This is a genomic window from Streptomyces sp. Ac-502 (assembly GCF_045222935.1).
Classification (GTDB): Bacteria; Actinomycetota; Actinomycetes; order Streptomycetales; family Streptomycetaceae; genus Streptomyces; species Streptomyces monomycini.
Genome location: NZ_JBHFFO010000001.1, coordinates 5,990,230 through 6,011,408, shown reverse-complemented (window position 1 = coordinate 6,011,408; position 21,179 = coordinate 5,990,230). Strand labels below are relative to the sequence as shown.

Here is a 21,179-nt window from a genome sequence, read left to right as displayed (position 1 = left end):
GCGGCCCGGTCGTCCTGGCCGGCCGGTAGGCGCGGTCGCTCAGTTCGCGCAGCGCGGGGCCACCAGGCCGTCGCTGCCGGTGCGCACATAGCTGTCCGAGACGTACTGGCCGGGGGCGATGCAGTCCCAGATGTCGCTGGTGCCGTACGGGCCTTTGACCCGCTCGCCGGAGCGCTGGCAGCGGATGGCGACCCGCGCGCCGTACGGGAGCTGCCGTACGAGGGAGCTGCGGCTGCTCGGGCCGCTGCGGACGTTGAGGCGGTAGCCCGGTGCGACCGGGTAGGTGGCCGCGGTGGCCGCCATCGCCTGGACGGCGACGCCCTCGGCCTCGGTGACGGCCTCCGCCTCCGCGACCACCGCGGCCGCCTCCGCGTCGGTGCTCGCCGCTGTGCCGGCGGTGTTCTCCGGTGTGCTGGTCATGCGTACTCCCCCGTTGGACGGTCTCCGTGTGGACGAACGGTCCGGCCGGCCCGTACGCGGGTCACGGCGGCGCCGGTTCACCGCGCACGCTAGCAAGCCTCACCTGTCCCGTACGCACCATCGACTAGGCTCCGTGCGTCGCATCTGCGGCCCATGGACACGGGGGTGGGGAGATGCCGCCGCTGCGCGGTTCCGGAGCGGACCCGGAAGCGGAACGTCCGCTGTACGCGGGCCGGTACCGCCTGGACGCGCGCCTGGGTGCGGGCGGGATGGGTGTGGTGCACCTGGCGCGGTCGTCGTCGGGGCTGCGCCTGGCGGTGAAGGTCGTACACGCCGAGTTCGCCCAGGACCCCGAGTTCCGCGGCCGGTTCCGGCAGGAGGTGGCGGCGGCGCGGCGGGTGAGCGGCGCGTTCACCGCGCCGGTCGTGGACGCCGACCCGGACGCCGACCGGCCCTGGATGGCCACCCTCTACATTCCCGGGCCGACCCTCGGCGACCATGTGAAGCGCACCGGGCCGCTCGCTCCCGACGAGGTCCGCAGGCTGGCCGCCGGGCTGGCCGAGGCGCTGCGCGACATCCACCGGGCGGGTGTGGTGCACCGCGATCTCAAGCCCGGCAACGTCCTGCTCGCCGCCGACGGGCCCAAGGTCATCGACTTCGGTATCTCGCGTCCCGCGGACAGCGAGATGCGGACCGAGACCGGCAAGCTGATCGGTACGCCGCCGTTCATGGCGCCCGAGCAGTTCCAGCGGCCGCGTGAGGTGGGGCCGGCGGCGGACGTGTTCGCGCTGGGTTCGGTGCTGGTGCACGCGGCGACCGGGCGGGGGCCGTTCGACTCGGAGAGTCCGTACATCGTCGCGTACCAGGTGGTGCACGACGAGGCGGATCTGACGGGGGTTCCGGAGGAGCTGGCGCCGCTGATCCGTACGTGCCTGGCGAAGCGGCCGTCCGACCGGCCGACTCCGGACGTGCTGATGCGGGTGCTGCACACCGAGGGGCCCGCGGAGCCCCACGACGGCGTGCTCTCGGGCGGGCCCGCTCCCGAGGAAGCGCGCGTGCCGGCGCAGCGGCAGCCCGTGCGGGGTGCCTCCGCGCCCGCCCGCTCCACCGCATCGGTCGAGGCCGGGACCGCCGATGCCGGGGATGCCAATGCCGGGGCCACCGATGCCGGGTACGTCAATACCGGGTACGCCAATACCGCGGACGCGGACACGCACGTACGGGTTCGTCGGACGAAAGCGGAAGCGGAACCGGTACCGGAACCGGAACCGGTACCGGGATCGGCACTGGAACCGGGATCGACAGCGGAATCAGGGACAGGGCCGGGCACGGGCGCCAGGTCGGGCCCGGGTACAGAGTCGGGCCCGGAACCGGCCCCGCCGACCGGCCGGCCTCCCGCCCCGCGCCGCCGCCGCTGGGCCGTCTGGTCCGCGGTGGCCGCCGTGCTCGCCGGGGCGGGCATCTTCGCGGGTGTACGGGTCCTGGGCGCCGAGGACGCGCCGGCCCTACAGACGCACAACGCCGACCGCGCCACCGGCAGCACCGGTGACAGCTCCGCCGCGGCCTTCCGCCCGTGGCACACCCAGCTCGTGCGGCGGCCCGCGGGCCATCCGGCCGAAATGCCGTTCTGCGCGTACGGCGCTTCCGCCCTGTACTGCGTCGAGCGAGGGGTGAAGGCCGCGCGGGTGGACGCGGAGCACGGCGCGGTGACGTGGCGGCAGCCGAGCGGGCCGGTCCGCAAGAGTGACGTTCCGCCTGGTGCGCCGGTGTTCTCCGGCGGGCTGCTCCACGTACGGTCGCCGGACGGCAAGCGGCTGGAGGCGCTGGACCCGTCGGCCGCCGGGAAGGGCGCGGTGCGCTGGAGCAAGGACCTGAGCGGGTACGCCGCCGAGGTCCGGTTCGTGGGCGGAACGATTCTCCTGACCGCGCCGGACGGCATGATCACCGCTCTGGACAGCGCCACCCACCGGGAGCTGTGGCACCAGCGGTTCCCGGCCCAGCCGCTGGGCCAGTTCACCGCACTCGGGGACGGCCGTACGGCGTACGCGGCCACCGTCTCGGCCGACGACATCTCCACCGTCGTCACCGCGATCGACCCCGTGCACGGCTCCCTGCGCTGGGAACGGCGGCTGCCGGGATCGCTCACCCCGGCCGGTACGGGCGCGTCCGGCTCGCTCTACCTGACCGCCGCCGACCCGCTGCTCGTCACCCGTACGTCGGCCGTCGTCCGCTACGACCCGGCGACCCACCACGTGCGGCGGCTCCCCTGGACGCGCCGGTCGACGACGCGGCGGGCGTGGTGCGCGGCGAGACGGTCTACGTGCTCGCCACCACCGGCGGCACGCTCCAGGCCGTCGGTGACCGGCGGTGGAGCATGGAGACCTCGGTGAGCCGGGGGTCGGTGCCGGTGCTCGACCCGAAGGACGAGCGGCTGTACTTCACCGGGGCCGACGGCCGGCTGCTGGCCGTGGACACCCGGCGCGGCGCGCTGCTGGGCCAGACGCCGCCCCGGCTGGCCACCGGCCGCAGCGGCTACCTGGAGAAGCTGCCCGCGCCGTTGCCGGACCCGCGGGGCGGCCGGATCTACGCGGCGGCCCCGGACGGCTCGGTGTTCGCCGCGGACGCGCGGAACCCTGCCCGCTGGTGACGTGGAGAACCCCGCCCGCCGGTGCGGCGGACGGGGTTCTCGGCAAGCCGTTACGTGGCTCAGCCCAGCTTGCCGACGTCGCGCACCGCGCCCTTGTCGGCGCTGGTGGCCATCGCCGCGTAGGCGCGGAGGGCCTGCGAGACCTTGCGCTCGCGCTTCTTCGGCGCGTACACGCCGCCCAGCGCCTCCCGGCGGGCCGTCAGCTCCGCGTCGGGCACCAGGAGTTCGATCGAGCGGTCCGGGATGTCGATACGGATGCGGTCGCCGTCCTCGACCAGGGCGATGGTGCCGCCGGAGGCCGCCTCGGGCGAGGCGTGGCCGATGGACAGGCCGGAGGTGCCGCCGGAGAAGCGGCCGTCGGTGACCAGCGCGCACGCCTTGCCCAGGCCGCGGCCCTTGAGGAAGGACGTCGGGTAGAGCATTTCCTGCATACCGGGGCCGCCCTTGGGGCCCTCGTAGCGGATGACGACGACGTCGCCCTCCTTGACCTGCTTGCCGAGGATCTTCTCGACGGCTTCTTCCTGGGACTCGCAGACCACGGCCGGGCCCTCGAACGTCCAGATCGACTCGTCGACGCCCGCGGTCTTCACCACGCAGCCGTCCTCGGCCAGGTTGCCCTTGAGGACCGCCAGGCCGCCGTCGGCGGAGTAGGCGTGGGCGAAGTCGCGGATGCAGCCGTTCGCGGCGTCCGTGTCGAGGCTGTCCCAGCGCTCGGACTGGGAGAAGGCGGTGGCGGAGCGCTTGCAGCCGGGGGCCGCGTGCCACAGTTCGACGGCCTCGGGGGACGGTGACCCGCCGCGCACGTCCCAGGTCTTGAGCCAGTCGGCCATCGAGGAGCTGTGCACGGTGTGCACGTCCTCGTTGAGCAGCCCGGCCCGGTACAGCTCGCCCAGGATGGCGGGGATGCCGCCGGCCCGGTGCACGTCCTCCATGTAGTACGTGCCGCCCGGGGCGACGTTCGGCGCGACCTTGGCCAGGCAGGGCACCCGGCGCGAGACGGCGTTGATGTCGTCCAGGTCGTAGTCGAGTCCGGCCTCCTGGGCGGCGGCGAGCAGGTGCAGGATCGTGTTCGTGGAGCCGCCCATGGCGATGTCCAGGGCCATGGCGTTCTCGAAGGAGGCGCGGGAGCCGATGCTGCGCGGCAGGACGGTCGCGTCGTCCTGGTCGTAGTACCGCTTGGTGATCTCCACGACCGTCCGGCCGGCGTTCTCGTACAGCGCCCGGCGGGCGGTGTGGGTGGCCAGCACCGAGCCGTTGCCGGGCAGCGACAGGCCGATGGCCTCGGTCAGGCAGTTCATCGAGTTGGCGGTGAACATGCCGGAGCAGGAGCCGCAGGTCGGACAGGCGTTGTCCTCGATACGGAGGATGTCCTCGTCCGAGATGTTCTCGTCGACCGCGTCGGAGATCGCGTTGATCAGGTCCAGCTTGCGGACCGTGCCGTCGACCAGGGTGGCGCGGCCGGCCTCCATGGGCCCGCCGGAGACGAAGACGGTGGGGATGTTCAGGCGCATCGCGGCCATCAGCATGCCCGGCGTGATCTTGTCGCAGTTGGAGATGCAGATCAGCGCGTCCGCGCAGTGCGCCTCGGCCATGTACTCGACGGAGTCGGCGATCAGGTCGCGGGACGGCAGGGAGTACAGCATCCCGCCGTGGCCCATGGCGATGCCGTCGTCCACCGCGATGGTGTTGAACTCGCGGGCGATGCCGCCGGCCTTCTTGATCGCCTCGCTGACGATCCGGCCGACCGGCTGGAGGTGGGTGTGGCCCGGCACGAACTCGGTGAAGCTGTTGGCCACGGCGATGACGGGCTTGCCGAAGTCCTCGCGCGCTACGCCCGACGCCTGCATGAGCGCGCGGGCGCCGGCCATGTTGCGGCCATGGGTGACGGTGCGGGACCTCAGCTCGGGCACGTGGATCCACTCCCTCGGGTGTGTGTACGTCTCCCGTACGCCCGGTGCGCGTACGTACGTGAATCAGTCGAGCCTACGCGCCGCCTCCAAGATCTGGACAGCGGATCCGGCATGTGAGACGGATGACCGCTGGGCGGACAGCGCGCCGAGCCGTGGCAGCCCGTGCGGTCAGGGCCCGGTCAGATGCTGCTGTACCACCGGCGCACCCCGGGCGACGATCCGCTCCGGGCCCGCCCACGCCGGCGGCTCCAGCTTGATCACGTAGCGCAGCATCGCCGTCCCCGCCGGCTGCGCCGCCGCCGGCTCGGCCCGCAGGCCGGCGTCCGGGACCGCCGGCTCGGCCACGATCCGGCGCAGCAGCCGGCGGGCGACGAGCTTGCGGCGGGGCGGGTGCCCGGTTCCGTACCGCGAGGCCCTGAGCTGCCCCGCGTCATCAGGACCCCGGCACCCACGTCGGCGACGCCAGGTGCAGCCGGGTGAAGGCCAGTGCCTCCGCGAGGTCCGCCTCCCGCTCGGCCGCGGACATCGCGCGCCGGGTGTTGACCTCGACGACGATGTGCCCGTCGAAGCCGGTGGCGGCGAGCCGTTCCAGCAGGTCGGCGCAGGGCTGCGAGCCGCGGCCCGGGACCAGGTGCTCGTCCTTGTTGGAGCCGTTGCCGTCGGCGAGGTGGATGTGGGCGAGGCGCTCGCCCATCCGGTCGACCATGTGCAGGGCGTCGCTGCGCGAGGTGGCGGTGTGCGAGAGGTCGACGGTGAAGTGCCGGTAGTCGTCCTTGGTGGGGTCCCAGTCCGGCGCGTACGCCAGCATCTCGCGGTCCCGGTAGCGCCACGGGTACATGTTCTCGACGGCGAACCGTACGTCCGTCTCGCTCTCCATCCGCCACACTCCGCGAACGAACTCGCGGGCGTAGTTGCGCTGCCACCGGAAGGGCGGATGGACGACCACCGTCGAGGCCCCGAGCTTCTCCGCGGCGTTCCGCGCGCGCTGCAGCTTCACCCAGGGGTCCGTGGACCACACCCGCTGCGTGATCAGCAGGCACGGCGCGTGCACGGCCAGGATCGGCACCCCGTGGTAGTCGGAGAGCCGCCGCAGCGCCTCGATGTCCTGGCTGACCGGGTCGGTCCACACCATGACCTCGACGCCGTCGTAGCCCAGGCGCGCGGCGATCTCGAAGGCCGTCGCCGTCGACTCCGGATACACCGAGGCCGTGGACAGGGCGACCTTCGCATCCGGGATGCGCACCACTGGCTCCGTCACGAGGGACAGGGTACGGGCCGCCGCCGGCGGGTGGCGGCCGCGCCCCTACCCCGCGGGCAGGTGGTCGAGGTGGCGCAGGATCACGCCCTCGCGCAGCGCCCACGGGCAGATCTCCAGCGTACGGACGCCGAACAGGTCCATCCCGGCCTCCGCCACCATCGCCCCGGCGAGCAGCTGGCGCGAGCGGCCCTCGGAGACGCCGGGCAGCTTGGCGCGCTCCGGGCCGGTCATCCCGGCCAGCTTCGGCACCCACTCCTCCAGCGCCTTCCGGTCCAGCTCACGCTGGGTGCAGGGCCCGTCGGCGGACCGGGCGGCACCGGCGATACGGGCCAGCTGCTTGAAGGTCTTGGAGGTGCCGACGACGTGGTCGGGGGTGCCGAAGCGCGTGAAATCGCTCACCACCCGGGCTATTTCGGCCCGTACGCGCTTGCGCAGCGCCCGTATGTCCTCCGCCTCCGGCGGGTCGCCCGGCAGGTCGGCCGCGGTGAGCCGGCCCGCGCCGAGCGGCAGCGAGACCGCCGCGTCCGGCTCCTCGTCCAGCCCGTACGCGATCTCCAGCGAGCCGCCGCCGATGTCCAGCACCAGCAGCCGGCCCGCCGACCAGCCGAACCAGCGGCGGGCCGCGAGGAACGTCAGCCGGGCCTCGTCCTCGCCGGACAGCACCCGCAGCTCCACGCCGGTCTCCCGGGCGACCCGGCGCAGCACCTCCTCGCCGTTGGACGCCTCGCGGATCGCGGAGGTGGCGAACGGCAGGACGTCCTCGACGCCCTTGTCCTCCGCGACCTCGACCGCCGCCCGTACCGTCGCCACCAGCCGGTCCACGCCCGCGTCGCCGATCGCGCCGTCCTCGTCGAGGAGTTCGGCCAGCCGCAGCTCCGCCTTGTGCGAGTAGGCGGGCAGCGGGCGCGCACCCGGGTGCGCGTCCATCACCAGCAGATGGACCGTGTTCGACCCCACATCGAGGACTCCGAGTCTCATACCGTCGAACCTACTGCGGGCGGCCGGGAACCGACGGCGAGCCCTCGTCCCCGGTAAGACTTCGGCGGCGGCCGGTCGCCTTAGGCTGGAGTCGTGGCTAAGACGAACAAGGCGAAGCAGGAGAAAGCCCTGAAGAAGGCGGAAAAGCAGCGCGCCGCGCGGGCGGCGGCGCAGGCGCAAGGGGCTCGGGCCGACGAGGTCGGCGGCCTGGACTTCGCCCGCGCCTGGGTCACCTTCCCCGACCCCGCCGACGACGAGCAGGTCTTCCGCTGCGACCTGACCTGGCTCACCTCCCGCTGGACGTGCATCTTCGGCAGCGGCTGCAAGGGCATCGAGGCGGGCCGGGCGGACGACGGCTGCTGCACGCTCGGCGCGCACTTCTCCGACGAGGAGGACGAGCAGCGGGTCGCGGAGCACGTGGCGCGCCTCACACCGGACCTGTGGCAGTTCCACGACGTCGGCACGTCCACGGGCTGGACCCAGGAGGACGAGGACGGCGACCGGCAGACCCGGCGCTGGAAGGGCTCGTGCATCTTCCAGAACCGGCCTGGTTTCCCGGCCGGGGCCGGCTGCTCGCTGCACATCCTCGCGCTGCGCGAGGGCCGCGAGCCCCTGGAGACCAAGCCGGACGTCTGCTGGCAGCTGCCGGTCCGCCGTACGTACGAGTGGATCGACCGGCCCGACGACACCCGCGTCCTGGAGGTCTCGATCGGCGAGTACGACCGCCGCGGCTGGGGCCCCGGCGGCCACGACCTGCACTGGTGGTGCACGTCGGCGACGTCCGCACACGGCGCGGGCGAGCCGGTGTACGTGTCCTACGGGCCCGAGCTGACCGAGCTGATGGGCAAGGAGGGGTACGACCGCCTCGTCGAGCTCTGCGAGGAGCGGCTGGCGGCGACGCTTCCGATGGCGCCGCATCCGGCGGACCCGGTGGGCTCGAAGTAGGGGACGCGCGTACCGGGTCCGGCTGTCGCCCGTCAGCCTGTCGGCGCGGGCGGGCCGGGGGACGAGCCCGGGCCCGTCGTCGGTTCCGGTGGCGTGGGCGTCGGTGTCGGGGTGGGGGTGGACGGTGGCTCGCCGGTCGGCTCCCGCGTCGGCGTGGCCGTCGCCGTCGGCTCCGGATCGGGCCGGGGGCCGGACCCCGTCGGCTCCGGGTGCCCCGGCCAGTGGCCGCCGCTCCCCTGGCCCCACCCCTCCAGCGTCACCGTCGTGCCCCCTGGCGCCAGGGTGACCCGCGCGTTCCAGTACCCGTCCGGTTCCCGGCCGTGGTCCACGGACACCAGGAGCGTGGTGGACTCCCCGGACGCAGCACGCCTGCCGTGGCGCTCAGCCGGAGCCAGGGCGCGCCCGTACGCGCCGACCAGTGGACCGGCTCGCCGCCGGACGCGGTGAGGGTGACGGCCGTGCCGCCGCCCCGCGGTTCGGCGGTGACGGTCAGCCGTCCGGGGCCGGTGCCGGAACGGTCCGGTTCGCCGGGCCGCAGCAGCGTGCCGTCCGCGCCCACGACCTGCACCGATACGTCAGGGCCGGCCGGCCAGTTACTCGCCGCCAGCAGGCGCTGCGCTGCGGGCGGGCGCGCGCTGCCCGCGTTCTCGTACGGCCGGCCGTCGAACGGTCCGCTGCCCGGGTCGCCGGCCGCCACCGACGGGCCCTCGCTCTCGCCGGTCAGGGGCGCGCCCCGGTAGGCGGCCCACAGGGCGAGCACCGGAGCCGCGAGGACGGTGGCGATGACGATCGTGGTCACGGCCCGGGTGCGCAGGCGGCGTCCGCGGGCCGCCGGGTCCTTGGGCCGGACGGGGAATCCGCGCCGGTCGTAGCGTGGAGAACCGTTTGCGCCACCCGTGCGCCCCGCACGCCCGGAGCGTACGGAGACCTCCGCGCCGGCCACCCCTTCGGCACGCCCCGAACGCGAACTCCGCGCCGCCGCCATGGCCGTGCGCACGGCCGTACGCGAAACGGTGACCAACGGCAGCGCGCCGTGATCGAGGGGCGCGGTGCCCGGCCAGGGCCCGTGGGCGGTGGCCCGCTCCGCCGTACGGCGGCACTCCGCGCAGTCGTCCACGTGCCGGACCAGCTCCCGGCGCAGGGCGACCCCGAGCAGCATCCGGGTGTCGGCCGCCAGCCGCGCGACGTCCGGGCAGCGGCCGGACTCGACGACGGCGAGCGCGGCACGGGTGCGCTCGACCTCGCAGGCGGCGGTGGCCAGGAGGGTGCGGGTGGCGTCGGTGTCGCCGCCGAGGACGGCCGCGACCTCCTCGGCGGACAGGCGGTGGCGTACGGACAGCTCCAGCGCCTCGCGCTGTTCGGGGGTGGTACCGGCGGCTTCGGGCCAGGCCAGACCGTCCAGTTCGCGCCGCTGCCGGGCCGCTTCGGCGTCGGCGGTCCCGCCGGGCGGGTCGCCGCCGTCCGGTGCGCCGTCGGCCAGCCGCCGCAGACAGGCCCACCGGGCCAGCGCGTACAGCCAGGACCGGTACAGGCCGGGGTCGGGCGGCCGGCGGCCGTGGTGCCGTTCGGCGACGGCGAGCACCTCGCCCAGGACGGCGGTCGCCGCGTCGTGCTCGCACAGGACGGACAGACAGTAGGTGAACAGCCCGTCGAGGTGGGGCTCGTACCGCTCGGGAAGCCGCGCCGGGGCGTGGCGCCGGGTGCCGTCGTGCGCCCGGTGTGCGCCGGTGGCGTGCGTGGGGTGATCGGACCTGCTGCTCATCACCCGGCGACGGTAGGCGGATGATGCAGGCACTATCGCGCCGCATGGACACTTTTAATCCATACGGGTGATGTTCTCCCTCAAAAGAGGACACCAGAACGTGGTTTCACGCACGTTACGGGCCCTCTCACCCCTCCCACAGGCCTCGTCCGCCCCGCTGACAGGCCCGCGCGCCCGGCGCTGTCACACCCCGCGGCTACGGTGAACCCCATGGCGACTCGTAAACCCTCGGCCAAGGAGCGGCCCTCGTACCGCTGCACCGAATGCGGCTGGACCACCGCGAAGTGGCTCGGCCGCTGCCCGGAGTGCCAGGCGTGGGGCACGGTCGAGGAGTTCGGCGGCGCCCCCGCCGTCCGTACGACCGCGCCCGGCCGCGTCACGACGGCGGCCCTGCCCATCGGCCAGGTCGACGGCCGCCAGGCCACCGCCCGCCCGACCGGCATCGACGAGCTGGACCGCGTCCTGGGCGGCGGCCTGGTGCCGGGCGCCGTGGTGCTGCTGGCCGGCGAGCCCGGCGTCGGCAAGTCCACGCTGCTGCTGGACGTGGCCGCCAAGGCGGCCAACGCCGACCACCGCACGCTGTACGTGACGGGTGAGGAGTCCGCGAGCCAGGTGCGGCTGCGCGCCGACCGCATCAACGCCATCGACGACCACCTCTACCTCGCCGCCGAGACCGACCTGTCCGCCGTCCTGGGCCACCTGGACTCGGTCAAGCCGTCGCTGCTGATCGTGGACTCCGTCCAGACCGTCGCCTCGCCCGAGATCGACGGCGCGCCCGGCGGCATGGCGCAGGTCCGCGAGGTCGCCGGCGCCCTGATCCGGGCGTCCAAGGAGCGCGGCATGGCCACCCTGCTGGTGGGCCATGTGACCAAGGACGGCGCCATCGCGGGCCCCCGCCTCCTGGAGCACCTGGTCGATGTCGTACTGAACTTCGAAGGCGACCGGCACGCCCGGCTGCGTCTGGTGCGCGGCGTGAAGAACCGCTACGGCACCACCGACGAGGTCGGCTGCTTCGAGCTGCACGACGAGGGGATCACCGGTCTGGCCGACCCGTCCGGACTCTTCCTGACCCGCCGCGACGAGCCCGTGCCGGGCACGTGCCTGACGGTCACCCTGGAGGGCCGCCGCCCGCTGGTCACCGAGGTGCAGGCGCTGACCGTCGACACGCAGATCCCTTCCCCCGCCGCACCACCTCCGGCCTGGAGACCTCCCGCGTCTCGATGATGCTGGCCGTCCTGGAGCAGCGCGGGCGCATCGCGGCCCTCGGCAAGCGCGACATCTACACCGCCACGGTCGGCGGTGTGAAGCTGACCGAGCCGGCCGCCGACCTCGCCGTGGCGCTCGCGCTGGCCAGCGCCGCCAGTGACAGCCCGCTGCCGAAGAACCTGGTCGCGATCGGCGAGGTGGGGCTGGCGGGCGAGGTCAGGCGGGTGACGGGCGTGCAGCGCCGGCTGGCCGAGGCGGCCCGGCTCGGTTTCACCCACGCCCTGGTCCCGGCCGACCCGGGCAAGATCCCGGCGGGGATGCGGGTGCTGGAGGTCGCCGATGTCGGCGAGGCGCTGCGGGTGCTGCCCAAGCGGCCGCGCCGGGAGCCGCCGCGCGAGAAGTCCGCGGCCGAATAGCCGCCGGACGACTACGCTCCTCATGCGGGCGGCGGCCGCGCCGTCGGCCCCGTGAGCAGGCGTCCGCGCGCGGGTGACGCGCGGGGACCCGGCCGCCGCGCGGGCGGCCGGCGTGACTTTGCAGACAGCCTCTAGCCTGGGCGCCGGTAGACTTTGCCCCGGTCTCGCCTGTCAAGGAAGTCGTGCCGTCGGCCCGCGCAGCCCGTGAGCTGCGTGACCAAGGCATCTGCCGGGCGGCCTGCGGCACCGACAGACCTTGCGACGGAGGAGTGCAGTGGCAGCCAACGACCGGGCATCGTCGTCTGGTGGCAGGTCCGGTTGGGGGCCGCCCGCCCGGAAGTCGGGTGACAGCGGCGGCACGGACGGCCTGATGCGCGCCACGCTGAGTGCGGTGGCGCCCGGCACGGCGCTGCGGGACGGCCTGGAGCGCATCCTGCGCGGCAACACCGGCGGTCTGATCGTCCTCGGCTTCGACAAGACCGTCGAGACGATGTGCACCGGCGGCTTCGTGCTGGACGTGGAGTTCTCCGCGACCCGGCTGCGCGAGCTGTGCAAGCTGGACGGCGCGCTGGTCCTGGACAAGGACATCACCAAGATCCTGCGGGCCGGTGTGCAGCTGGTCCCGGACGCCTCCATCCCCACCGAGGAGACCGGCACCCGGCACCGCACCGCGCAGCGCGTCTCGATACAGGCCGGTTTCCCGGTCGTCTCGGTGAGCCAGTCGATGCGGCTGATCGCGCTGTACGTGGACGGTGAGCGCCGCGTCCTGGAGGAGTCGGCGGCGATCCTGTCCCGCGCCAACCAGGCGCTGGCCACACTGGAGCGCTACAAGCTGCGCCTGGACGAGGTCGCCGGCACCCTGTCGGCCCTGGAGATCGAGGACCTGGTCACGGTCCGGGACGTCACCGCGGTCGCCCAGCGGCTGGAGATGGTGCGCCGTATCGCGACCGAGATCGCCGAGTACGTGGTCGAGCTGGGCACGGACGGCCGGCTGCTCTCCCTCCAGCTGGACGAGCTGATCGCGGGCGTCGAGCCGGAGCGCGAGCTGGTCGCCCGCGACTACGTGCCGGAGCCGACGGCCAAGCGGTCCCGTACGGTGCCGGAGGCGCTGTCCGAGCTGGACGCGCTCAGCCACGCCGAGCTGCTGGAACTGCCCATCGTGGCCCGCGCGCTGGGCTACAGCGGCTCGCCCGAGACGCTGGACTCGGCGGTCTCGCCGCGCGGCTTCCGGCTGCTGGCGAAGGTGCCGCGGCTGCCGGGCGCCGTCATCGACCGGCTGGTCGACCACTTCGGCGGGCTGCAGAAGCTGCTCGCGGCGAGCGTGGACGACCTCCAGGCGGTGGACGGGGTCGGCGAGGCGCGCGCCCGGTCCGTGCGCGAGGGCCTGTCCCGGCTGGCGGAGTCGTCGATCCTCGAACGGTACGTGTAGGGCGCGCGGCGCCGTATCGCGTGCGGGCGTCCATGGGCCCGCACGCCGCCGGACCTCACCTCACCCCCGCAGGAACGCTTCCTCCTTCTCCGGCGCCAGTCCGACCGGCTGCCGGGGCCGCAGCGGGGGCGGACCGTCCAGTTTCCGCAGCCACGCCCAGGTGTCGGCCACCGTCTCCGCGACAGGCCGGCAGCGCAGCCCCGCCGCGTGCGCCTTGGCCGCGTCGCCGCGGTGGATGGCGTCGTACAGCTCGCCCGGCGGCAGCCAGACGGGCAGTTCCGTCCAGGGCGTCAGCCCGGCCGCGACGATCTCCTCCGGCCCGTACCAGCGCAGTTCCGCATCGGAGCCGGTGACCCGCACGCAGGCCTCCAGCAGTTCGCCCATCGTGGCGTGGCCCGGCTCGCTGATGAGGTTGTACGGGCCGGACAGCCCGGTCTCCGCGGCGTGCAGGACCCACGCGGCCAGGTCGCGGACGTCGATGTACTGCAGGCCGAGGTCGCGCGGGCCGGGCGCGAGCACCGGTCCGCCGCGGGCGACGCGCGTCAGCCACCAGGGAAGCCGGCCGATGTTCTCCCAGGGGCCGAGGATCAGTCCGGCGCGGGCCAGCACCGTACGGTCCTCGCCGAAGGCCGCCAGCGCGGCCAGTTCACCGCCGCGCTTGTCCTCCGCGTACGCCACCGCGTCCGCGTCGGGGGAACCCTCCACCAGCGGGCTCGCTTCGGTGTGCCCGGGCCCGGCCGGGTGCCGGTAGACCGAGCCGGTGGACACGTACACGTACCGTCCGGCCCGGCCGGCCAGCAGCCGGGCGGCGTCGCGCACCGCGGTCGGCGCCCAGGCCCAGGTGTCCACCACGGCGTCCCAGGTGCCGTCGGCGAGCGCGGCGAGGGTGGCCGGGTCGGTGCGGTCGCCCCGCACGACGGACGCCCCCGCCGGCGCTTCGTGCTGTCCGCGGTGGAAGACCGTCACCTGCCAGCCACGGGCCAGCGCCGCTTCGGTGACCGCGCGCCCCACGAACTCCGTCCCGCCCAGAATCAGTAGCTTCATGGAGCCGACTGTGCCCGATCATGGACGGCTGTGGAACGGCTCACGCTCACAGCGCAATCAACGCCGTACCGGCCCGGACCGCCGTACTCAGCAGGTCTTTTGGCGTCGGGTCAGTCCTTGGCCAGTGTGAAGGTCGCGCGTACCGCGTCCAGGCCGCCCACCTTGGCCTCGACCTGGTACGTACCGGGTCCGACGGCCTTGGCGGCGGGCGTCGCGCACTCCGAGTCGCTGGGCTTGCGGTCCCACTTCACAATCCGCTTGACCGAACCGCCCGCCGCCACCTGCACGGGCGCGGTGCCACCACCGCCCCGCGGGCAGTCGCCGGAGGACCACACCCGTTCGTCCTCGGCGGGCCCGCTGATGGTGAGGGCCGCGTATCCGCGTCCCAGGTCCACCTTGCAGGCGCTGTCGGACGCGTTCTCGATCGTGACCTCGAACGTGGGCGTCTCGCCGGGCGCGTAGGTGTCCTTCAGGCTGCGCAGCGTCAACTCGGTGCTCTCGGGCGCGCAGTTCGCGAGCGCCGAACCGGCCGCCACGGCGCCGCTGCCTTCCCCTATGGGGCCGCCGGCGCCGAGGCGCCGCCACTGCCGCCCGTACCGCCGCCGGAGCCGCCGGAGCCCCCGCGCCGCCACCGCTGCCGCCCGCGCCGCCGGAACCGGTGGCGGAGCCGCCGCCGCTGCCCGACTCGTCGCGGCCGCCCGGTTTTTGATCGTTCCCGGAATCCGTCGCGTTCGGGCCCGGTGTGATGGACGTCGCGGGCCCCGGCCCGCCCGGCCCCTTGCCCTCGTCGCCGGTCTTCCCGTCGCTGCCGGTCCAGTTGACGGCCCACACCACCAACAGGACGAGCACGACGAGGACGGCCAGCGCAACGGCCCTCCGCCGCCAGTAGATGGAGGAGGGAAGCGGCCCGATCGGATTGCGCAGAGATCCCACGCGGAAACTCTACGAGAGATCAGGTGTCACACCGGCCAGTACCCGCCGCGGGAAGCAGCAACTTTTCACATCATCTTTCCGGAGCGGGTCGCGGTGGCTCGTCCGCGGCGGTCCCGGCATGTTCCGTGCGGCGGTCCCCAAGTGATCCACGGCGGGCCGCCGCCCGGCCCGGGCCCGGGCCCGGCCACCCGCTTTCGTCAGGGGTTTCCCCCGACGGTGGTCAGGTGCGGCTTTCCCGTAACAGTCCGTACCGTATGCGTTCATGTACAGCACCGATCTCTATCGCGACGTCACCGACTTCGCGCACGACACTCCCGGCTGGGTCCACTCACTGGCCGCGGGCGGCACCGAAGGCGGCATTCTGCTGCTCATGGCCCTGGCCGTACTGGGCTGGTGGCGGTCCCGGAAGGGGAGGAGCGGCTGGTCGCGCTCGCGATCCTGGTACCGATCGCCACGGCGGTCGCGTATCTGGTGAGTGAGGTCGTCAAGAGCTTCGTGAACGAGGAGCGGCCCTGCCGTGCCGTGGCGGGCGCCGCCGCATCCATAGTCCCCTGCCCCCCACAGGGCCACTGGTCCTTCCCGAGCAACCACTCCACGATCGCGGCGGCGCTGGCCGTCGGCATCGTGTTCGCCTGGCGCGCGCTGGCCTGGCTGGTGCTGCCGATCGCGCTGCTGACCGGCTTCTCGCGGGTGTTCGTCGGCGCGCACTACCCGCACGACGTGGTGGCCGGCCTGGCGCTGGGCACCCTGACCGCCACGCTGTGCGTGACGCTGCTCGCCGGGCCGCTGACCTCCCTGGTCGTGCGCCTGGGGGCGGGGCGCTGGAAGATCCTGGTACGGGCCTGACCGGTCCTCCTGGGGCGGGGGCGCCCCTCGGGGTGCCCCTCGGCGGGCGCCGCGCCCGTACCCTCCCGTGGCGCCTCGCCCGCACCGCCCCGTGACGTCACGGCGCGTGCCATTCCTCCTTGTGCCCGAAGCCGCGGCCGTTGTCGATCAACCGCAGCCAGTCCGGGCGGACTTCCCAGAGTGCGGTGCGTTCCAGTGCCGCACCGAGCCGTTCGTCGGCCGTGACGAACGGGAAGCGCTCTGTGTACGTACGCCACCCGGCCGCGCGGTCCGCGCCCGTCAGCAGGTGGCACGAGCCCCGGCCCTGCACCCCGGTCAGCGCGGTCCACTCCTGGCCGTCGCGCTGGGCCGTGAAGGCGACACGGGCGCCGGCACCGGCGTCGGCGGCCCGCGCGAAGGCCCGGCCGTGCCGGGTCGTCCCGGCGGTGACGAGGACGAGGGCGGGCGCCGGCCCGTCCGCGGCGGCGTAGAGCACGGCGCACGCCTGCGGCCCCTCGTCGTCGGCGTAGGCGAGGGTCAGCGTCGTGTGGGCGGCCAGGGCCCGGCGGATCGTGTCCGGGCAGTCGCCCGTGGTGGTCGTCTCGGTGGTCATCGCCGTTCTCCCGCCGGTCCCGTCGGTATCCACATCATGGGGACATCCTCGTCCCTTACGCCCCTCGTGCCCCGGCCGGCCCGGGTGGGGCGGCCCGGCGTTCCCGCGAGCGGGTGGGCGCATCGTGGCGCGCGCCCGGTGCGTTTCACGGCGGAGCGCCGTCGTGCCAGGATCGGCAGTGCCATGACTTCCACTCCTGCCGCCACCGGCGCCGCCGCTGTCACCGCCGCCAACGAAGCCGCCGAAGGGGCCCGGCTGCACGGCCCCGTCACCGACTGGTTCGACGAGCACGCCCGCGATCTGCCCTGGCGCCGCCCCGAGGCGGGCGCCTGGGGCGTGATGGTGAGCGAGTTCATGTTGCAGCAGACGCCGGTCAGCAGAGTGCTGCCGGTGTACGAGCAGTGGCTGGCGCGCTGGCCGCGCCCTGCCGACCTGGCCGCCGAGCCGCCCGGTGAGGCGGTGCGCGCCTGGGGCCGCCTCGGCTATCCGCGGCGCGCGCTGCGCCTGCACGCCGCCGCCTCCGCCATACAGGAACGCCACGGCGGCGACGTACCGCGCGAACACGCCCAGCTCCTCGCGCTGCCGGGCGTCGGCGAGTACACGGCCGCGGCCGTGGCGTCCTTCGCGTACGGGCAACGGCACGCCGTACTGGACACCAACGTCCGCCGGGTCTTCGCGCGCGCCGTCACCGGACAGCAGTACCCGCCGAACGCCACCACGGCCGCCGAACGGAAGCTCGCCCGCGCGCTCCTGCCGCAGGACGAGGAGACCGCCGCCAAGTGGGCTGCCGCCACGATGGAGCTGGGCGCGCTGGTGTGCACCGCTCGCGGTCCGGAGTGTGTGCGCTGCCCGATCTCGGCGCAGTGCGCCTGGCGGCTGGCGGGTTCGCCCGCGCACGACGGGCCGCCGCGGCGCGGCCAGACGTACGCCGGTACGGACCGCCAGGTGCGCGGCAAGCTCCTCGCCGTACTGCGGGAGGCCGTCGGGTCCGTGCCGCAGGCGGTGCTGGACACGGTGTGGGACGAGCCGGTGCAGCGCGCGCGGGCGCTCGACGGTCTCGTCTCGGACGGCCTGGTGGAGCCGCTGCCGGGCGGCATGTACCGCCTGCCGCTCGGCCGGAGCACGTCGTGACGTCGGGGCCGTGTCGACCGCACTGTGACAGTTGAGTGATGGCGCGGCCCGCGTCACCGCTTCCCGGGCCTGCTCCTAGCTCTTCCGGCCACCCCCACTGTCCCCCGGGAGGATGACCCCTTCCGGGCCCCCGTCAGCCGGAGGTATGACCCCCGGAGGGCTGTTACACAACCGACGGTTTTCCGTGCACTCCCTGTGGGGCCCTCGCACATTACGCCGCAACACCCCCTCCGTAGCGTCTTCCTCGTGCTGGAGATGACCACCAGCGCGGTCAACGTGGGGAAGCGCAAGCGGATCGGAGGCGTCGGGATGGCGACCAGCGGCGGCAAGGTACTGGACTTCGAAGAGTACGTGCGGACGCGGCAGGAGGCCCTGCTGCGCAGCGCCCGGCGCCTGGTACCCGACCCGGTCGACGCCCAGGACCTGCTCCAGACGGCCCTGGTCCGTACGTACGGGCGCTGGGACGGCATCGCCGACAAGTCGCTGGCCGACGCCTACCTCCGCCGCGTCATGATCAACACGCGGACCGAGTGGTGGCGCGCCCGCAAGCTGGAGGAGGTGCCCACCGAGCAGCTCCCGGACGCCAGTGTCGACGACGGCACCGAGCAGCGCGCCGACCGGGCCCTGCTGATGGACATCCTCGGGGTGCTCGCGCCCAAGCAGCGCAGCGTCGTCGTGCTGCGACACTGGGAGCAGATGAGCACGGAGGAGACCGCGGCGGCGCTGGGCATGTCCACCGGTACGGTCAAGAGCACGCTGCACCGGGCCCTGGCCCGGCTGCGCCAGGAGCTGGAGAATCGCGACATCGACGCGCGGATGCTGGAGCGCGGCGAGCAGGAGCGGGAGCGGTGCGCGGCCTGACCGGCTGCGCGACCGGTGGCTTACCCAGAGGGACTGTGAGCGGGAGCGGTTTGACCAGGAACAGGCCGGCCGGAGGACGGAGCACCGTCCGGCGGACCAGCGGCGGAGCGGCCCTCGCGGGAGTGGCCGCCCTTTCGCTGTTGCTGGCCGGGTGCAACCCCGGCGGCGAGGGTGTGCGGACCGAGGGCACGGCCAGCAGCCCGCCGGCGAGCACGGGCACGGGCCGGTCGGCCCACCCGCCGTCCCCCTCCCCTCGGTGTCGGCCCCGTACGAGAAGGTCGACGCGGTGCAGCTGGTGAAGGACGACCCGAAGGTCGGCGACGACGTCAGGAAGTCGCTCGGCAAGCCGTGCGCCGCGGAGGAGTACCCGGTCGAGGTCACCTATGCCGCGCTCACCCACGGCAAGGACCCCGACGTCGTGGTGAACGTGATGACCTGCGCCGACTCGGTCGGCATCGGCTCGTACGTCTACCGTAAGAAGGGCGGGAGGTACGAGAATGTCTTCGCCGACGAGCAGCCTTCGGTGTACGCGGGTGTCAACAAGGGCGAGCTGGAGGTCTCCAAGCAGACCTACGGCACCGGCGACAAGGTGTGCTGCGCTTCCGGCGAGGATGTGATGACCTACCGCTGGACGGGCAGCCGTTTCGCCGAGTACGCCCGGTACCACACCGACTACAGCAACAACGGGGGCACGGAGGCCGCGTCCCCGGAACCGGCACCGGAGGATTGAGAACACCGCATGGCCGATACCCATGTGCTCTTCGTCGAGGACGACGACGTCATCCGCGAGGCGACCCAGCTCGCGCTGGAGCGGGACGGCTTCGTGGTCACCGCCATGCCCGACGGCCTGGCGGGGCTGGAGGCGTTCCGCGCCGACCGGCCCGACATCGCCCTGCTGGACGTGATGGTGCCGGGCCTGGACGGCGTCAGCCTGTGCCGGCGCATCCGGGACGAGTCCACCGTGCCGGTGATCATGCTGTCCGCGCGGGCCGACTCCATCGACGTGGTGCTGGGCCTGGAGGCCGGCGCCGACGACTACGTGACCAAGCCGTTCGACGGCGCCGTGCTGGTCGCCCGGATCCGCGCGGTGCTGCGCCGCTTCGGGCACGCCTCGGGGCCGGAGGGCTCGGGCGGCGCCGCCGCGGAGACGGCCGTACCCGCCGAGGCCGTGCTGCGCTTCGGCGACCTGGAGGTCGACACGGAGGGCATGGAGGTGCGCAAAGGCGGCCAGCCGGTCGCGCTGACGCCCACCGAGATGCGCCTGCTGCTGGAATTCTCCAACTCGCCCGGCACGGTCCTCTCCCGCGACCGGCTGCTGGAGCGGGTCTGGGACTACGGCTGGGGCGGCGACACCCGGGTCGTGGACGTCCACGTCCAGCGGCTGCGCGGCAAGATCGGCCAGGACCGCATCGAGACGGTCCGCGGCTTCGGTTACAAGCTGAGAGGCTGACTCCTGCGGTGGTCAGGCTCGCCCTGCGTACCGGGCTGAGATGGAAGCTCAGCGCCGCGATCGCGCTCGTCGGAGCGCTGGTCGCGATCGCGCTGAGCCTTGTCGTGCACAACGCGGCCCGCGGTTCGATGCTGGACAACAGCCGCGACGTGCAGACCGAACGCCTCAACTTCACGCAGAAGATCTACGAATCCACCCACCAGCTGCGCTTCGGCGCGAAGCTGGACGATCCGGCGCTGCCGAAGGAGCTGCGGGACGAGGCCACCAAGGGCAAGCGGGCGACCTACCTGGAGGACACCGGCCAGACCACGCCCAAGGTGTGGGCCGCGGCGCCGGTCGCGGGCAGCCGGGTGCTGTCCATCCAGGGCTACTTCCCCGACCGGTTCGCCGTCCTCGACGACCTCGACCAGGCACTGCTGATCGGCTCGACGGCGGTCGTGGTCGGCGGCTGCGCGCTCGGCGTGCTGATCGGCGGGCGGCTGTCCCAGCGGCTGCGCAAGGCCGCGGCGGCGGCCGGCAAGCTGGCCGACGGCGACACCTCCGTCCGCATCCGCGACGAGGTCGGCGGCCGTATCCGGGACGAGACGGACGACCTGGCCTGGGCGGTGGACGCGATGTCCGACGCGCTCCAGAAGCGCATCGAGGCGGAGCGCCGGGTGACCGCCGACATCGCCCACGAGCTGCGCACCCCGGTCACCGGGCTGCTCACCGCGGCCGAGCTGCTGCCGCCGGGCCGCCCCTCGGAACTGGTACGGGACCGGGCCCAGGCGATGCGCACCCTCGTCGAGGACGTGCTGGAGGTGGCCCGGCTGGACGGCTACGCGGAGCGCGCCGAACTGCAGGACGTGCCGCTCGGCGAGTTCGTCACCCGGCGGGTGCGGGCCCTGAACGCCGACATCAGGATCGAGATCCTGCGGGACGCCGAGGTCTCCACCGACCCGCGGCGCCTGGAGCGCATCCTGGGCAACCTCATCGCGAACGCGGCCCGGCACGGCAAGCCGCCGATCGAGGTGACCGTCGAGGGCCGGGTCGTACGCGTACGCGACCACGGCACGGGCTTCCCCGAGGCCCTGCTGCGCGAGGGCCCTAGCCGCTTCCGTACGGGCAGCAGCGACCGGGCCGGGCGCGGCCACGGTCTCGGCCTGACCATCGCGGCGGGCCAGGCCCGCGTACTGGGCGCCCGGCTGACCTTCCGCAACGCGGACGAGCTGACGGACGGCTCCACCGGCGCGGTCTCCGTCCTGTGGCTGCCGGAGAACGCCCCGACGAACACGGGCAGCTTCCCGGTCATCCAGCTGCCGGACCGGTGAGGGGGCCGCCCCCACCTGGCGGCCGCCCACCCGCCCCGGCC

18 protein-coding genes and 3 pseudogenes are annotated in these 21,179 nt (G+C 73.8%); 12 read left to right on the top strand and 9 right to left on the bottom strand.

Annotated elements, in window-relative coordinates; all coding sequences use genetic code 11:
• Window positions 1–39: 39 nt before the first annotated feature.
• Window positions 40–420: an SH3 domain-containing protein gene (locus ACEXOX_RS27325; protein WP_406523837.1), complete on the bottom strand. Its 381-nt coding sequence runs from the start codon at window positions 418–420 to the stop codon at window positions 40–42.
• 173 nt (window positions 421–593) lie between these two features.
• On the opposite strand from ACEXOX_RS27325, the gene ACEXOX_RS27320 reads away from it, so the two are divergent.
• Together ACEXOX_RS27320 and ACEXOX_RS27315 are read left to right on the top strand one after the other, a co-directional pair.
• Window positions 594–2,810, top strand: coding sequence for a protein kinase domain-containing protein (locus ACEXOX_RS27320; protein ID WP_406523836.1), 2,217 nt, complete (start codon window positions 594–596; stop codon window positions 2,808–2,810).
• The gene (locus tag ACEXOX_RS27315) at window positions 2,807–3,067 is read left to right on the top strand and encodes a hypothetical protein (protein ID WP_406523835.1); all 261 of its coding nucleotides are present in this window, start codon (window positions 2,807–2,809) and stop codon (window positions 3,065–3,067) included. Before ACEXOX_RS27320 ends, ACEXOX_RS27315 begins: the two co-directional genes overlap by 4 nt.
• A gap of 59 nt (window positions 3,068–3,126) precedes the next feature.
• Here the strand turns inward: ACEXOX_RS27315 and ilvD are convergent, their stop codons facing one another.
• The 4 genes and pseudogenes from ilvD to ACEXOX_RS27295 all read right to left on the bottom strand — a co-directional run bounded on the left by ilvD (window position 3,127) and on the right by ACEXOX_RS27295 (window position 7,213).
• Window positions 3,127–4,977: a dihydroxy-acid dehydratase gene (gene ilvD / locus ACEXOX_RS27310; protein ID WP_406523834.1), complete on the bottom strand. Its 1,851-nt coding sequence runs from the start codon at window positions 4,975–4,977 to the stop codon at window positions 3,127–3,129.
• A 168-nt stretch (window positions 4,978–5,145) separates the two neighbouring features.
• Window positions 5,146–5,358 (bottom strand): annotated as a pseudogene (locus ACEXOX_RS27305) (TetR family transcriptional regulator); the annotation flags it as partial.
• A gap of 52 nt (window positions 5,359–5,410) precedes the next feature.
• Entirely contained in the window at window positions 5,411–6,223 is an 813-nt protein-coding gene (locus ACEXOX_RS27300) for a sugar phosphate isomerase/epimerase family protein (protein ID WP_406526485.1), read from the bottom strand.
• Between the two features lie 57 nt (window positions 6,224–6,280).
• On the bottom strand, window positions 6,281–7,213 hold the full coding sequence (locus ACEXOX_RS27295) for a Ppx/GppA family phosphatase (protein ID WP_406523833.1): 933 nt from the start codon (window positions 7,211–7,213) through the stop codon (window positions 6,281–6,283).
• Window positions 7,214–7,306: 93 nt separating this feature from the next.
• Here ACEXOX_RS27295 and ACEXOX_RS27290 point away from each other — a divergent pair, with 93 nt between their 5' ends.
• The gene (locus ACEXOX_RS27290) at window positions 7,307–8,158 is read left to right on the top strand and encodes a hypothetical protein (protein WP_406523832.1); all 852 of its coding nucleotides are present in this window, start codon (window positions 7,307–7,309) and stop codon (window positions 8,156–8,158) included.
• A gap of 32 nt (window positions 8,159–8,190) precedes the next feature.
• Here the strand turns inward: ACEXOX_RS27290 and ACEXOX_RS27285 are convergent.
• Window positions 8,191–9,920 (bottom strand): annotated as a pseudogene (locus ACEXOX_RS27285) (sigma-70 family RNA polymerase sigma factor).
• A gap of 210 nt (window positions 9,921–10,130) precedes the next feature.
• Here ACEXOX_RS27285 and radA point away from each other — a divergent pair.
• Window positions 10,131–11,542 (top strand): annotated as a pseudogene (radA, locus tag ACEXOX_RS27280) (DNA repair protein RadA).
• Between the two features lie 274 nt (window positions 11,543–11,816).
• Window positions 11,817–12,971 carry a DNA integrity scanning diadenylate cyclase DisA gene (gene disA, locus ACEXOX_RS27275; RefSeq protein WP_406523831.1) on the top strand — a complete coding sequence of 385 codons (1,155 nt, stop codon included), beginning with the start codon at window positions 11,817–11,819 and terminating at the stop codon, window positions 12,969–12,971.
• A gap of 60 nt (window positions 12,972–13,031) precedes the next feature.
• On the opposite strand, the gene ACEXOX_RS27270 is transcribed toward disA, so the two are convergent.
• Together ACEXOX_RS27270 and ACEXOX_RS27265 are read right to left on the bottom strand one after the other, a co-directional pair.
• Window positions 13,032–14,015, bottom strand: coding sequence for an NAD-dependent epimerase/dehydratase family protein (locus ACEXOX_RS27270; RefSeq protein WP_406523830.1), 984 nt, complete (start codon window positions 14,013–14,015; stop codon window positions 13,032–13,034).
• 110 nt (window positions 14,016–14,125) lie between these two features.
• The gene (locus ACEXOX_RS27265) at window positions 14,126–14,551 is read right to left on the bottom strand and encodes a hypothetical protein (protein WP_406523829.1); all 426 of its coding nucleotides are present in this window, start codon (window positions 14,549–14,551) and stop codon (window positions 14,126–14,128) included.
• A 659-nt stretch (window positions 14,552–15,210) separates the two neighbouring features.
• On the opposite strand from ACEXOX_RS27265, the gene ACEXOX_RS27260 reads away from it, so the two are divergent.
• Both ACEXOX_RS27260 and ACEXOX_RS27255 read left to right on the top strand, forming a co-directional pair.
• On the top strand, window positions 15,211–15,423 hold the full coding sequence (locus tag ACEXOX_RS27260) for a hypothetical protein (RefSeq protein ID WP_406523828.1): 213 nt from the start codon (window positions 15,211–15,213) through the stop codon (window positions 15,421–15,423).
• Window positions 15,342–15,794: a phosphatase PAP2 family protein gene (locus tag ACEXOX_RS27255; RefSeq protein ID WP_406523827.1), complete on the top strand. Its 453-nt coding sequence runs from the start codon at window positions 15,342–15,344 to the stop codon at window positions 15,792–15,794. Before ACEXOX_RS27260 ends, ACEXOX_RS27255 begins: the two co-directional genes overlap by 82 nt.
• 97 nt (window positions 15,795–15,891) lie before the next feature.
• On the opposite strand, the gene ACEXOX_RS27250 is transcribed toward ACEXOX_RS27255, so the two are convergent.
• Window positions 15,892–16,386, bottom strand: coding sequence for a pyridoxamine 5'-phosphate oxidase (locus ACEXOX_RS27250; protein ID WP_406523826.1), 495 nt, complete (start codon window positions 16,384–16,386; stop codon window positions 15,892–15,894).
• Between the two features lie 183 nt (window positions 16,387–16,569).
• Between ACEXOX_RS27250 and ACEXOX_RS27245 the strand changes: the two genes are divergently transcribed.
• The 5 genes from ACEXOX_RS27245 (at window position 16,570) to cseC (ending at window position 21,138) form a co-directional block, all read left to right on the top strand.
• Window positions 16,570–17,517: an A/G-specific adenine glycosylase gene (locus ACEXOX_RS27245; RefSeq protein WP_030023570.1), complete on the top strand. Its 948-nt coding sequence runs from the start codon at window positions 16,570–16,572 to the stop codon at window positions 17,515–17,517.
• Window positions 17,518–17,826: 309 nt separating this feature from the next.
• On the top strand, window positions 17,827–18,378 hold the full coding sequence (locus ACEXOX_RS27240) for a SigE family RNA polymerase sigma factor (RefSeq protein ID WP_030023568.1): 552 nt from the start codon (window positions 17,827–17,829) through the stop codon (window positions 18,376–18,378).
• Window positions 18,379–18,634: 256 nt separating this feature from the next.
• Complete coding sequence (locus tag ACEXOX_RS27235; RefSeq protein ID WP_406523825.1) at window positions 18,635–19,108, top strand: hypothetical protein; 474 nt, start codon at window positions 18,635–18,637, stop codon at window positions 19,106–19,108.
• 9 nt (window positions 19,109–19,117) lie between these two features.
• Entirely contained in the window at window positions 19,118–19,828 is a 711-nt protein-coding gene (gene cseB / locus ACEXOX_RS27230; RefSeq protein ID WP_406523824.1) for a two-component system response regulator CseB, read from the top strand.
• A gap of 8 nt (window positions 19,829–19,836) precedes the next feature.
• Window positions 19,837–21,138, top strand: a complete 1,302-nt coding sequence (gene cseC / locus ACEXOX_RS27225) for a two-component system sensor histidine kinase CseC (protein WP_406523823.1) — start codon at window positions 19,837–19,839, stop codon at window positions 21,136–21,138.
• Window positions 21,139–21,179 lie beyond the last annotated feature (41 nt).